At 67.9% G+C, this 13,981-nt stretch carries 5 protein-coding genes and 1 pseudogene; 4 read left to right on the top strand and 2 right to left on the bottom strand.

Annotated elements, in window-relative coordinates; translation table 11 throughout:
* Positions 1–86: 86 nt before the first annotated feature.
* The gene (locus AB0D14_RS13300) at positions 87–419 is read right to left on the bottom strand and encodes a type II toxin-antitoxin system PemK/MazF family toxin (RefSeq protein ID WP_362777888.1); all 333 of its coding nucleotides are present in this window, start codon (positions 417–419) and stop codon (positions 87–89) included.
* Between the two features lie 176 nt (positions 420–595).
* Here AB0D14_RS13300 and AB0D14_RS13295 point away from each other — a divergent pair.
* From AB0D14_RS13295 to AB0D14_RS13285, 3 genes and pseudogenes are all read left to right on the top strand, one after another.
* Positions 596–814 (top strand): annotated as a pseudogene (locus AB0D14_RS13295) (transposase); the annotation flags it as partial.
* Between the two features lie 1,462 nt (positions 815–2,276).
* Complete coding sequence (locus tag AB0D14_RS13290; RefSeq protein WP_362777885.1) at positions 2,277–5,570, top strand: GH92 family glycosyl hydrolase; 3,294 nt, start codon at positions 2,277–2,279, stop codon at positions 5,568–5,570.
* Positions 5,571–5,979: 409 nt separating this feature from the next.
* Positions 5,980–6,420 carry a methyltransferase gene (locus AB0D14_RS13285; RefSeq protein WP_362777883.1) on the top strand — a complete coding sequence of 147 codons (441 nt, stop codon included), beginning with the start codon at positions 5,980–5,982 and terminating at the stop codon, positions 6,418–6,420.
* Positions 6,421–6,695: 275 nt separating this feature from the next.
* Here AB0D14_RS13285 and AB0D14_RS13280 read toward each other — a convergent pair whose 3' ends face one another.
* Positions 6,696–9,473, bottom strand: coding sequence for a glycosyl hydrolase (locus tag AB0D14_RS13280; protein ID WP_362777881.1), 2,778 nt, complete (start codon positions 9,471–9,473; stop codon positions 6,696–6,698).
* A gap of 1,165 nt (positions 9,474–10,638) precedes the next feature.
* Here AB0D14_RS13280 and AB0D14_RS13275 point away from each other — a divergent pair.
* Positions 10,639–13,926, top strand: a complete 3,288-nt coding sequence (locus AB0D14_RS13275; RefSeq protein WP_362777878.1) for a LamG-like jellyroll fold domain-containing protein — start codon at positions 10,639–10,641, stop codon at positions 13,924–13,926.
* The last annotated feature ends 55 nt before the right edge of the window (positions 13,927–13,981 follow it).

Raw genomic sequence — 13,981 nt, 5'->3', positions numbered from 1 at the left:
TTCCTCGGTGTTTTCGCCGAATTGGGGCGAGCGCTTAGTACTCCAGCCACAGATCGTGATCTCGATGGTGAGTGGCGCCTCTCCGCCTACCCGAGTTCACCGAGACGGAGGGCGTCCCTTATCTCGCTGAGCTTCGCGGAGGACAGGACGCCTGCCCGCTCGATCAGGTCGTCCCGGGACACGGTGGTCAGCCACGTGCAGGGGGTAAAGCCCGGGCGCGGGAACGCGAACCGCAGCACGCCTTCAAAGGGCAGGCCTTCCATGGCGCCGACTTGCACTTCGACGCCCAGACCGCTGATGTCGACGCCCGCAGGAGTGACGACCTGCATCGCCCGGATCCTGGACGCGTCGTCTGCCGCCAGCAGTACGACCAGCCGCCGCTCGTCGAACTCCACCCACCAGACTTCACCACGTTGCACATGTCCTCCTGACTCAGGACGGCAGGCGGAACTGCGCGACCCTGACGCGTTGTGGAGACGGGTGCGGCCACCGTCGATCATCGTGAGTTGTGTGGACTGACGAAGAGACGGTGGCCGCAGGTCACAGCATTGAACCCGCCCGTTGGCGGGACGCGTTCGAGGGCCTGATGGGCCTGATGGGCCGGATCGCGGGGCGCTTCGCCCGGGTCGAACCCCGGCGCAGGGCGGCGCGGTTGGTGCTCGGTCTATTGGCCGACCTGCCGCGCAAGAACAGCTGGACCATCGCCGAGTGGGCCGGCGAGAGCACTCAGGACGGCATGCAGCACTTGTTGGGCAGGGCCAAGTGGGATGCCGATCAGGTCCGCGACGACGCGTGCGGCTACGTGGTGGAGCACCCAGTGGGGCAAGGGCCTGGCCGCACTCGACGAGCACCAGGTCCGCCGCTATGCCTCCTGGTCCCGCTGGGTCACCCTGGCCATGCTCGCGCACGCTTTCCTCGCCGTCGTACGCGCAGACGAGCACACCCATGACCGCGGCCTACCTGTCGGCGTGCGGCCTTCCGGTGAGCCCCGGTCCGGACACCGTTCTTCCGTTGGCCCGCGCGGCCCGGGACGGGCTCCCCGTACGGGAGGTTGCCGCTCAGCTCAAGACCTGGACAAGCTGATCCAGCAGGCTCTACCCCGCAGTAGCGTCCCGGAGCAGGATCTGGGGCGGCAGGGCGGGACGCCGCACCGGAGGGCCCGCGCGAGGGGCGCCGGCACCACGGACCTGTGGGCCACCCGCTGCGTCCGATCGGGGACTCCGGCACCGGCAAGTCCCAGAGGTGTACGAACCGGCGCACAGGAGTTTTGCGCACTTCGGCGCCACCATCACCCACAAAACATTCGCGACGACGACTCGCCTGCGAAGTCAGCCCAGCCCCCACGCACCAGGCCACCTCTACCGCCTGGTCGGAAAGGCGCAGGAAACACCTTCGGCTCCGGCAAGCTGTCCATCGGCGGCGATACGGGCGCCGGCGAACGTCGGCACAGTACGCTCCACCTTCCACCTTCCACCTTCCACCTTCCACCTTCCACCTTCCACGCCGCGCCTGGACACCCCCTCTCCACCAGGTGCTGCCATTGCACGCCCGGCGGCAGCAGACGCTCGGCGTGCCCGTCCAGGACATCCAGCCACGCCGGCACCGGACGGAAACGGAAGAAGAAGACGGCGGCACGCGGGTCCGCCTACCGGGCGAGATCGTCCGCGCCGGCCGACGCCCGCTGCGTCAAGGCGCACAGCAGGGGCCGGCGCCTCGACTTCCCGCAGGACCGGCCGAACCCGTACCGGCGGGCGAACCTCAACCACCTCGCGTCAGCTGTCCTTTCCTAGGTCGCAGTCAACTCGTCAGAAGTCTTGACAACGATGTCAGACGCGTGATCTAGTCCGCTTCCATCCAGCCATGTGCCGCTGATTGTGCTGCGAAGGGGGCTCACCACGATGACCTGCACACCGCCCCCTTCCCGTGCATGAGACAAGCAGATGTACGAGCGCCGGGCCCCTCGGGCCGGCGCTCCATCCCGTGGGCCTCGCCCCCTGGCCCACGCACGAAGCTTTCACCGACACGCCGTCACCAGCGATGGGGAAGCGGACGCGTACGGCGCCTGCGAGTGCATCTCGCATGCCTGGACCGTGCAGGAGCCGTATACACGGCGAACACCCAGCACATGGACCGAACAGCCCATACCCCGAGACCCCCAACACCCCCACCCGAGCCCTGTACGTCCGACCGATCGCATGTGGCCACTCGTCTGTCACTTGCAGATCACCTCTCATGTCGCGCAGCACATGACGGGTGAGGAACAGGAGACCGCTTCCATGCACAGACCCCTCCACCGGTTGTGTAACCGCGCATCGACAGTCCTCGCCGCGCTGCTCGTCGCCGGCGGTGTCCTGGGCCCAGCCCCTGCCATCGCCCAAGCCCCCGCCGAGTCCGCGGCCGCTCCGCAACTCACCTCTCTGGTCAACCCGTTCATCGGCACACAGAACTTCGGCAACACCTTTCCCGGCGCGAGTGCCCCCTTCGGCATGGTCCAGGTCAGCCCGGACACCGGCGGCCAGGGAGGCTACGACTATCAGCAGAACAAGATCCACGGATTCAGCCAGACCCACCTCTCTGGTGTCGGCTGCTCCGTCATGGGTGAGCTGCCGATCATGCCGACGACCGGAGCGGTCGACAGCGTCGACCCCGATGCCTACCGCTCGACCTACTCGCACGACGACGAGGACGCCGAACCCGGCTACTACCGAGTCGGGTTGAAGACGTACGGCATCGACGCCGAGCTGACCGCCACACCCCGCACGGGATGGCAGCGCTACACCTTCCCCTCGGCCGACCGCGCCAACGTCCTGTTCAACACGGGCAAGGCCAACCAGAAGGTGTACGGCTCGGAGGTACATGTCGTCGGCGACCGGACGGTCGAGGGCCGGGTCGAAGCGGGCAACTTCTGCGCGGGCAAGGACAAGCACACCGTCTACTTCACGGCGACCTTCGACAGGCCGTTCGCCTCGCACGGCGCCTGGCGTGGTACGACTCCCGCGCCCGGTGAGCGGGATGCGGCCGGCGTGGGCGGGAATGGTGCCTGGGTGACCTTCGACGCCGGCGCGGACCGTGACGTCGTCGTCAAGGTGGGACTTTCCTACACGGGCGTCGAGGGCGCCCGGAAGAACCTGACGGCGGAGACGGACGACTCGTACGACTTCGACGCCACTCGCGCGGCGGCGCACACGACCTGGGAGCGGCAGCTCGCCGCCGTCAAGGTCGGCGGTGGGTCGGCCGAGCGGCAACGCGCGTTCTACACGGCCCTGTACCACGCGCAACTGCACCCGAACCTCGCCGGAGACATCGACGGCCGGTATGCGGGTTTCGACGGGAAGACCCATCTCGCGTCGGGGTTCACGCCCTACCAGAACCTGTCGCTGTGGGACACCCACCGGCCACAGAACCAACTGCTCCAGATGCTGCAGCCGAAGGTCGCCCGTGATGTCGCGCTGTCGGTCGTCGCGATCGGACGGGACGGCGGCTGGCTGCCGCGCTGGTCGCTCGCCAACAGCGAGACCAACATCATGACCGGTGACCCGGTGACGCCCTTCCTGGTCGAGGCGTGGTCCAAGGGCCTGCTCGCGGGCTACGAGAAGGAGGCGTACGCGCTTCTGAGGAAGAACGCCCTCAGTACGCCGCCCGACGATTCCCCCTACAACGGCCGTGCGGGAGCCGCCGCGTACCAGGAGCGTGGCTACATACCCAGCGGGCTGGAGCCGGGGAAGGACTGCCCGGACAAGGGCGGCGACAACGACTGCCGCCATCCCGCTTCGGCGACCATGGAGTACGCGGCGGCGGACGCGTCGCTGGCACTGATGGCCAAGGGGCTGGGACACACCGCGGACGCCCGCGTGTTCGCGGCACGCGGCCAGTGGTACCGGAACCTGTGGGATTCCTCCATCAAGCAGTTCCGGCCACGTACGACCGACGGCACCTGGCTGGCGCCCTACGATCCCGTCGAAGCGGGCCACCAGTTCCATGAGGGCGGCGCCTACCAGTACCAGTGGCTGGCGCCCCAGGACCCGGCCGGACTCGTCTCCCTGATGGGCGGCAAGCGGGAGACCGAGAAGCGGCTCGACGCCTTCTTCGCCTACGACAAACTCCTCACGGACCCTGCCGGAACCGCTCGCAAGGATTGGATCTCCGCACCGTACGACTACTACGGGAAGCCGACCTACAACCCGAACAACGAGCCCGATCTGCACTCCCCGTACATGTACCTGTGGGCCGGCGCACCTGCCAAGACCGCCACCGTGGTCCGCGCCGCGATGACGCTCTTCACGGACGGGCCCGACGGCATGACCGGCAATGACGACCTGGGCACCATGTCGGCCTGGTACGTCTTCTCCTCCCTGGGCCTGTACCCGACGACGAACGGTGGCGACTTTCTCGCCGTCTCCAGCCCGCAGTTCCCCTCCGCGGTCATTCGCGTCGGCACCTACGGGAACAAGCAAGGCGGCACCCTGACCGTCAAGGCACCCGGTACGAGCGACACCCAACGCTACGTGAAGCAGGCGAAGTTCGACGGGAAAAACCTGCGCGCCACCTGGCTGGACTGGCACGCGGTCGCCAAGGGGGGGAACCTCGCCTTCGAGATGGCCGACAAGCCATCGGCATGGGGTACGGGCAAGGGCGCCGAACCGCCGTCCGTGAACCGTGCGGCAGCCGATTCACGCCGGCACCTCGACGCCTCCCTGCGCACCAGCTCCGACGTCCTGCCATCGGCCGACAGCGCACAGAGCGTCCGTCTGAAGCTGGACGTGCTGGGCCAGTCCCCCGGCACGCTGCGGGTGAGCGTCGGCGCGAAGGCTCCCAGCGGCTGGACCGCGAAGGCCTCCGCGCCCTTCTCGCTCACGTCCCATCGGCTTCCGGTTCAGCGGACCGCGGCGGTGGACGTGAGCGTGCCGGCCGGAACCGCGCCGGGTTCGTACACCTTGCGGATCACAGCGACCGCGAAGGGTGTGAAACCCGTGGAACGGGTCGCGACCATCGAGGTGCGCGCCGCGGCCCACTGCACGGCGGACATCGATGAGCAGTGTGCCGTCGGCCTCGGCAAAGAGGTGAACCACGACGGAACCGCGACCGTCGCGGCTTCCGGTGAGGGCGACTTCGACGGAGGCGGCTGGAGCTTCGACGGTGATCTGCTGCCCGCGGCGGGTCCGGTCGTCTGGGACGGCGTGACCTACGACGCTCCCGATCCGTCCGGGACGGCTGCCAACTTCGTCGAGGCCCGCGGTCAGGCCATGCTGCTCCCGGCCGACTCGTACAACGCGCTGCGCGTGATCGCCGTGGCTCACCATGGCCCGGTGACGACCATGCTCACCGTCCGCTACACCGACGGAACCACCGCCGAAGTGCCCATCCCCGTGGGCGACTGGGCGGGAGCGGCACCACAAGGCGCCTCCGTGACGCTGGAGATGCCGCACCGGATCAAGCGCGGGCAGGGCGTGGACGGCCCGCCGGTGCGGCTGTTCGGTGCCTCCGCCGACCTCGACGCGTCGAAGACGGTGCGTTCCGTCGGCCTGCAGAACGATCCTCGGGTGCAGGTCTACGCGATCACTCTCAGGTAGGGCTCCGCACGTTCGTCGGCCCTCGCCTTTCGATCGCCGAGGTCGCTCGGTGGCAGCGTGACCGTGCCGGTCACGCTGCCGTCTGCGTACGGGCTGCCGCCTGCCTACGGGGGCCATCCGCTCGTCGTGTCGTCTCCAGTCGTCGCTCGATGTCACTCCAGCAGGCCGTGCGGGCCACCCAGCCCTGCTCGATGTCGGCGCCGGACTCGTCAAAATCCCCGACGTCCCTCTGGGGTGCCGCGCGTGTGCGGTTCGGCAATACACAGCTCAGAGGCGGCCGGGATGACCGTAACCGATGCAACATGTGTGGTGCACGGACGTGGTGCGAAGATCACTCGGCAGGCCGTCGGCTTCGATGTCCAAGTGCAAGAGGTGGAGGGAGAGCAGCGCCTGGGCGAGGGAAACCGGCATGCATCACATCGGCCGAACCCTGCGTCCGGATGCGCGCTTCGTGCAGCTGGTCCGGCAAGCCGCCGACCGCCAGGAGTGGTATGCCGCGATCCGGGCGGCGCTCTCCGGCGGGCACGCTTCATCGACGTCGGCCGGAGCGGCCGTCGACCCCTTCACACTGGCTGATCCGGACGTCGTGGTCGGCCACTTGACCGCGGCCGGCTTCACAGCCGCGGACGTCGTCGACGTACGCGAGCCCGTCTGCTACGGCCCGGACGCCGACCGCGCGCGTGCCGCCGTACTCCAGCCGTGGATGGCGAAGGCATTGGTCACCGACCTGGATCCCGCGTCCGCCAAGCGCGCACTCGATCGGCTTTGCGCGACTCTCGACGCACACGACACCGGCAACGGCGTATGGTTCGACTCCCGCGCCTGGCCGGTCATCGCGCGCCGGCGATGACCAGCCACAATGGGCCACCGCCATCAAGGACTTCGTGCTTCGGCCGGGTGTGGTCCGCCATGCTCGTCCGGCGGCCTTGGCGCCACCGTGTCGGGGCGGTTTCCGGACTCATCCACGAACACGCGGATTGCGAACGCTCCGCGCAGATTCCCGGCGCAGATTCTGCGAGTTTCGCCAGGCGGTACGGTCCCGGTGGCTGGGATCACCTCGAACCACGCTGGTGCGGCGGCGGGCAAGGGACTGACGCCAGTGCCCGACGCCTGCTTTCCACCGGTTCAGCTGTAGGGGATCACCAGCACGGACTTGTCCGTGCCCGTCTGCAGCTTTGACGGGCCGTTTCCGATGGCGTTCCACACCTCAAGGCGCACGGTGCCGCCGTCCAGGTCGCCCTGTGTACCCGTGGATGCCTTGAGTGCGCGTGCCTGCGTGTATTCCTCCCATCCGGTGACCGGATCGGTCGCGAAGTAGTTGTACGTCTCGGTGCGTTCGAAGTCACCGTCACCGGTGAAGTCGTAGCTGATCCGGGCCTGTTGGCCGAGTCCGACCACGCTGTCCGCGTCCAACTGGAGCCGGAACGCGCTCTGCGCGCCCGGGGTGAGTGTGCCGTTGACGCCGCGGGCCTCGTAGAGGAGGGGCTGGTACGGGGTTCCGTCATGGTTGGCGCCGCCGCCGGAGACGAGGGTGTCGCTACCCGCCGTGCCGTTGGTCGTTGTGGTGAGTGCGCCGCCGGTGCGCAGTTGGAAGGTGTTGCCGGTCGGCGGTTCGGGGTCGGGGTCCGGGTCCCCTGAACCGGTCCCGGTGCCGCTCGCGCTGGAACGGGCCGGCACGACGAGGGTCTTTCCGTCGGAGAAGGTGACGGTTCGGGCCGTCGATCCGTAGTTGTGGGCGGCGTACGTCCGGGTCGTTCCCTTGGTGAAGACGGCGGAGGTCGGAATGTCACCGGTCACTGTGGCGTCCGGGGCGCCGAGGGTGTCGAGGGTGTTGATCCAGTGATAGGTGTGCGCCTTCGACTCCCCCTGCTCCGGGGTGTAGTCGGCGTTGCCCGCGTCCCACTTCGCCTTGGCCGTGCCCGGGTCGGCAAGGGACTGGAACTCCCAGAGGATGTCCCGCCATTCGGCGGCCGGCCCGCCGTTCTCCCGCTCCATCTCGGCGATGTTGCGCCGGATCGCGGCCTTCTCACCGCCGAGGTGGAGCGAACCGCCGGTCACGGGCAGGACGTTGATGCCGTGAATCTCTTCGGGGTTGGCGGTCCACCAGGTGGCGTAGGCGGAGCCACTGCCCCACACCATGCCGGCCGTGTCGTGGCCGAAGGTGGACGGGAAAACCTGCTCGTCGGCGTCGAACCAGTACTGGGCGATCGACTCCGACTCGGTGGTCAGCAGGAAGGTGCCGAGGTCACGCAGTGAGGTGTCGCCGGTCGCGGAGCCCCAGAGGACGAGGGCCGCGCTGAGGTTGGTGGACTCGGAGGACGACTCCTGGTTGTTGCCGGCGGCGAAACCCTGGTGGCCGGAGGCCCAGCTGTGGCCCGCGTACACGTCGAAGCCGCGCAGGAAGGGGAAGGTGGTGTCGGTTCGGCTGGGGTTGGCGGCGTCCCGCACAAGGGTCTTGACCATGCCACCCCAGGCGGATTCGGCGGCCCATCCCTGGTCGTACTGGGCGACGACGGCCGCCGCGTATACGTAGTAGCTGTAGTGGAAGTGGTGGTCGTTGAGTTCGGTGTCGCTGCCGTAGGAGGCGGGGTAGCCGGTGAGCGTCTTCCAGTCCTTGTCGTAGCTGAACTCGTTCGCGCCTCCCGCCGTGAACCAGTCCTGGAGCTTGCCCTTGATCAGGCCGAGGAGTTTGTCGCGGGTGCCGGTCTCGCCGATCTGGTCGGCCAGCGGCACGAGTTGGGCGAGGCGACCGAGGGCCTTGCCGGTCCAGTAGGTGTCGGAGGCTCCGGAGAAGGGGTCGGCGGCGTTCACGACCTCGTCCAGGTAACCGCGCAGCCTGGCGGTGTCCACGCCGGTCGACTTGGGCAGTCCGGGCAGTACCGCCGCCGCCTTCTGAGTCGTGGTGAAGGAGGCCGACTCGCGGACCTTCATGGTGCCGCGTGGTGAGACATAGGTGTAGGAGGTGAGGGAGTCCGTGGTGTTCAGCCACTGGTGGCGGTAGAGGGCCTGGAGCGTGCCGCGCTCGGTGCCTTCCTTTGCCTCGGCGGTGAGCGTGTAGGTGGCTTTGACGGTGCCACCGGTGGAGCTCCAGGTCGCCTTGGAGTCGGTGACGAAGCTGTAGGCGTACTTCTTGAAGGTCGCCAGCGCGTCGGTGGACGGCAGCACGGCGACGGAGAAGTAGTCCTTGGAGCCGAGGCCCGCGGTGACGGTGGAGCCGGCGACGTTCCAGTCGCTGCCGGTCGGCGCGAAGAGGGCGTAATGGTGTCCGGCGACGGTGATGCCGAGGACGTTGTCCTGGTCGGCGAAGACGGTGGGCGCGCCGGCGGTGGTGACCTGGGCGTTGCCGCCCGAGCCCGTGGCGTACACGAACGGGGAGCCGTGGCCGATGGTGGTGCGCAGGGTGCGGGTGCCGTCGGACCACTGGGGGGTGACCGTCCAGTCGGACCAGTCGTCGGCCTTGGTGTCGGGGGAGTTGAGGCCGGTCAGTCCGATGGTGAGGTCGCGCTTGTGAGCGTACTCGTACTGGCGGCCGTCACCGACGATCGCGGGAGCCGTCGGGTAACCGACGTCGAGACCGCCGGCCGCTGCCTGGTAGGTGAGGGGGTGCCCGTACATGGGAGTCGAATACGGGTTGTCGCCGTAGCGCTGGAAAGCGAGCGAGGACCACCAGTCATTGGTGGGGACGGGCCGGTCCTTGGCGGCGGCGGTCAGCTTGGGCGTGACCGGCGTTCCGGTGTTGGTGGTGGGGCCCGACGTACCGGCGGGCCGGGTGTCGGAGTAACTGCCGGAACCTACCGGGACGGTGGCGGCTGCCGCTGGTACGGCGGCCGGGCCGAGGCCGACGGCGACGAGGACTGAGGCCAGGAGCAGTCCGGCTGCCGACCTGGTGCGGGGGGATGGCATGCGACACCTCACGTCTTACGCGACGGTCATCTGAGAGCGCTCTCAGATGACCGGAACGTAAAGCCTTTGTAATGGACGTGTCAATACATTGAACGCGGCGCGCAGGTTATGGCGAACCCGAACCCGTTATGCCTCCGCATCTTGACGGTATGATTCGTGCGATGTTCTACGGGGAACGGTCAAGAACGCCCTACCCTACGCACCGCCCAAGCCAGGCAGGTGGGCTTCCCGTGCCCGTATCCGCGCCCGTCCATGGCCGTGGCCGTCACAAGATCCGGTGCCCCCCCTGAATGTCCGGGGCCGATCTCGCCGTGGACTCCAGGCAGGCCCTCCTGGACCTCAGAGCCTGTGTCACATCGCCGACGGCGAACACCCGCCGCCAAGCACTTGGGGCAGGACCGGAATCGCGTTCCTCGTCTGCCACTTCAGGAGGTACCTCGAATTGGCGGAACCCGAGCCCGCCACAGCTGTCGCCACCCAGCCCTTGGCCCTGACCCGTGGCCCACCTCATCGGAGTGCCCCGCCGTCCGGTTCCCGTCCATCCACGGTGCCGCTTCCCTGCTGGACGTACTTGCGGACGCAAAGCGGGGGCCGGAAAGGGGCATGGCGCCCAGTCGGACAATGGAGCCGAACCGTCGGCTCACCTACCAACCCGACTGCGTAGACCGTACTAAATCCTCATGCGATCCGCCGCCCCGCCGGTCTTGGCTACGCACTGCTCAACACTACAATGCGCAGCCCAACGGTGGCGACGGGCAACGGGATCGTCGGCTCGGCCCGGCCGGGCCCTCAGTGGCCCGCCCTCAACGGGACGGTTGCAGTCCGCTGTGGACGCACGTCCCGCCCGAACTGGCGTATCCACGTACCGCCTTGACGAGCACTCACATCCCTCGACAAGCCGCTTCGCCGTATCCGACAGCTTCGCGGCACCCCGGCATCCCCTCGTCGTGACGCCCGGGTAACAGAGTGCTGCACAAGGTCTGGACAGGCTTCTGAGAGCGTGTTGTCATACCGCTGGCAGAGGGTTTCCAACGTTGAAAAGGTCGCCTTACCGTACGTGCCTCAGCCTGTGTGCAGCTCCTCCCCTGCGGGCTACCTCGCAGGAGCCCGTAACCCTGCTCCGGCAGTCGAACGGGGTCATGGCCTCAATACGAGGAAAGGTTCGATGACACGACACGTCACCCGCCCCAGAGCCAGAAGCAGCGCCAGAGCCAGGGTGTTGGCGCTGTTCGCCATGGCGGCCCTCGTGCTGCCCCCGAGCGGAATGCTGCCCACCGCGGCGGCCTCAGAGTTGACGAGCGGTGCCTCGGCGGCCGCCGCCGGACAGGCCGCCGTCGAGACACATGGTCTCAAAGGTGAGTACTTCAGCATGTCGGCGCCCGGTGCCCGGGACTTCGCCGAACTCGGTGGTACGACGCTCGATCCGCAGATCAACTTCTCGGGTCTGACCGACACCTTCAAGGAGTTGACCGGGAAGACGGAGCACACCACCGCCCGCTGGACGGGCCAGATCGAGGCGCCGGCCACGGGTGACTACACCTTCTACGCCATCGGCGACAACGGCTTCCGGCTCTACGTCGACGACGAGCCCGTCATCGACCACTGGGTGGGCGACTGGGACCGGGAGCAGACCAGCCAGGCCGTCAAACTGACCGCGGGTGAGGAGCACACGTTCCGCCTGGAGCTGTTTCAGGACACCGGCGGCGCCAACATGTATCTGCGCTGGTCCACGCCGACGCTGGCCAAGCAGGTCGTGCCGATGTCCGCGTTCACCCCGCCGGCCGACTTCGAGGTCTTCCCGGTGGAACTGACCGTCGCCGAGAACGGGAAGCGGCTGCGCGCCCGGTTCGATGGCAAGGTGGGCAACCTCCAGGCCGTCAAGGACCATCTGAAGGTCGAGGCCGACACAACCGCCATGCCGATCAAGTCGGTCGCGTCCGCCCCCGGAGACTCCTCCTCGCTCTACGTCAACCTCTCGGAACCCATCCAGAAGAACCAACTGGTCCGGGTCTCGTACGACGGTGCGGGCGGTCTGACCGCCGGCGGCAAGGCCGTGCCGAAGGTCATCCGCTACGCGGAGAACGCCTCCACCCACCGCCTCACCACCAAGTGGGGTGACAAGGTCGACAAGAAGCACCCGCTACCCGAGTACCCGCGCCCGCAGCAGAAGCGGTCCAAGTGGGAGAACCTGAACGGGCCTTGGCAGTTCAGCGCCGCCAAGGCGGGTGAGCAGCCGGTCTTCGGCAAGAACCTCGGTGAGAAGATCACCGTGCCGTTCCCCGTCGAGTCGCAGCTGTCCGGGCTTGAGCGGCACGAGGACCACATGTTCTACCGCCGGGTCGTCGACGTGCCCCGGAGCTGGAAGGTGGGCAAGGACGACCGCTCGAACCGACTCAAGCTCAACTTCGGCGCCGTGGACTACCAGGCCCGCGTCTTCGTCAACGGCACCAAGGTCGCCGACCACACCGGCGGTTACAACGCCTTCAGTGCCGATATCACCGACGCTCTGACGGGGACCGGCAAGCAGGAGATCGTGGTCGCCGTCACCGACACCGGCGGCGCGGACCAGCCCATGGGCAAGCAGTCCACGAACCCGGGCGGCATCTTCTACACGCAGACCTCCGGTATCTGGCAGACCGTGTGGATGGAGCCCGTGGCCCCCGCCGCGATCGAGAACATCGTCACCACGCCCGACATCGACACCGGCACCCTCGCGGTGACGGTCGACTCCGAAGGCTCCTCCTCCTTCGCCCGCGTCGAGGCCGTCGCCCGTGACGCCCGCGGCAAGGTCGTCGGCAGAGTCAGCGGAGCGGCCGGCAAGAAGCTCACCCTGCCCGTGGCGAAGCAGCATCTGTGGAGCCCCGACGACCCGTACCTCTACGATCTCGACGTCACCCTGACCGACGGCAGGTCGAGCGACAAGGTCCGCAGCTACTTCGGCATGCGGAAGATCGCCGTCGAGAGGGTGGGCGGCTTCAACAAGCTGGTCCTCAACGGCAAGCCGATCTTCTCCCTCGCCACCCTCGACCAGGGTTTCTGGCCCGACGGTCTCTACACGGCGCCCAGCGACGACGCCCTCGCCTTCGACCTCGAGGCGCACAAGAAGCTCGGCTTCAACGCGGTGCGCAAGCACATCAAGGTGGAGCCGGCGCGGTGGTTCTATCACGCCGACAAGCTCGGCCTGCTCGTCTGGCAGGACTTCGTCTCCGGGAACATCACCAACGAGACGGGGCAGAAGGCGTTCGTCGATCAGGGCCGGGAGATGATGCGCCAGCACCACAACTCCCCCTCCGTGATCGGCTGGATCGTCTTCAACGAGGGTTGGGGCGAGTGGAACCGTGAGGAGACCGGCCGCCTCGCCGAGGCCGCCAAGGCTGCCGACCCGTCCCGTGTCGTCAATGCCCACAGTGGTGTCAACTGCTGCAACTCGAAAGGTGACTCGGGCAAGGGCGACATCATCGACCACCACGACTACAACAACGACGACCCGCCCTTCCCCGACGACAAACGGGCCGCGATGGACGGCGAGCACGGCGGCTTCACCCTCCGCTCTCCCGGCCACATGTGGCCGGGCGCCCCGACCGTGATCTACAGCGGTGTCACCACCAAGGCGGAGCTGACCCGCAAGTACGTCGAGAACGCCGAGAAGTTCTACGTCGAGCAGGCCGGCGCCGAACTGTCGGGTTCGGTGTACACACAGATCACCGACCTGGAGAACGAGCTCAACGGCCTGTACACGTACGACCGGCGCGACATCAAGATGGATGCCGCCGAGGTGCGTAAGGTCAACCTCAAGGTGATCGCGGCCGGCGCCGCGGCGGGCACGAAGGAACTCAAGGGAGGGCGCTGGACTCTCGACGAGGGCACCGGCACCACCGCCAAGGACACCGGCCCGGGCGGAAAACCTCTCACGTTGCGTGAGGGCGCATCCTGGACCGACGGTGTCAGCGGCAGCGCCCTGAAGTTCGACGGCCAGAAGCAGTACGCGGAGACTTCGGGACCGGTGCTCGACACCAGTGGCAGCTACTCGGTGTCCGCCTGGGTCCGGCTCGACGGGATCCCCGGCAACTATGGCACGGCCGTCAGCCAGGACACCCGTGCTACGGCCAATGCGTTCTACCTCCAGTACGGACACGGAAACTTCGCCTTCAGCACACCCGGTGAACGCCGTGCCCAGGTGGCCGTCGCCGCGGAGACGGACCGCTGGTACCACCTCGTCGGCGTACGGGACGCCGACACCAACGAGATCCGGTTGTACCTCGACGGAAAGCTCGCGGCGACGACCACCGGTGGCCCCGCCTTCCCGAGCACCGGCCCGCTGACCGTCGGCCGCGCCCATTGGGACGGCTCGAACGTCGACTTCTGGAACGGCGCGGTCGACGAGGTCCACGCCGTCGACCGGGCACTCACCGCCGAGGAGGTGAGCGCCCTCCACGGCGAGGAGAAGCCCTAACCGGCAACTCGCACGGCGGTGGTCCCGGTGCGGGAAGGAAACCTTCCCGCACCGG

This window comes from Streptomyces sp. NPDC048484, from assembly GCF_040651415.1.
GTDB lineage: Bacteria > Actinomycetota > Actinomycetes > Streptomycetales > Streptomycetaceae > Streptomyces.
The sequence above is the reverse complement of the archived record's forward strand: the minus strand, read 5'-3'. Positions and strand labels throughout refer to the sequence as shown.

Bases quoted from the DNA above. Each gene is read 5' to 3' on its own strand.
- AB0D14_RS13280 (WP_362777881.1), bottom strand. From the start codon at position 9,473: ATGCCATCCCCCCGCACCAGGTCGGCAGCCGGACTGCTCCTGGCCTCA.
- AB0D14_RS13290 (WP_362777885.1), top strand. From the start codon at position 2,277: ATGCACAGACCCCTCCACCGGTTGTGTAACCGCGCATCGACAGTCCTC.
- AB0D14_RS13285 (WP_362777883.1), top strand. From the start codon at position 5,980: ATGCATCACATCGGCCGAACCCTGCGTCCGGATGCGCGCTTCGTGCAG.
- AB0D14_RS13275 (WP_362777878.1), top strand. From the start codon at position 10,639: ATGACACGACACGTCACCCGCCCCAGAGCCAGAAGCAGCGCCAGAGCC.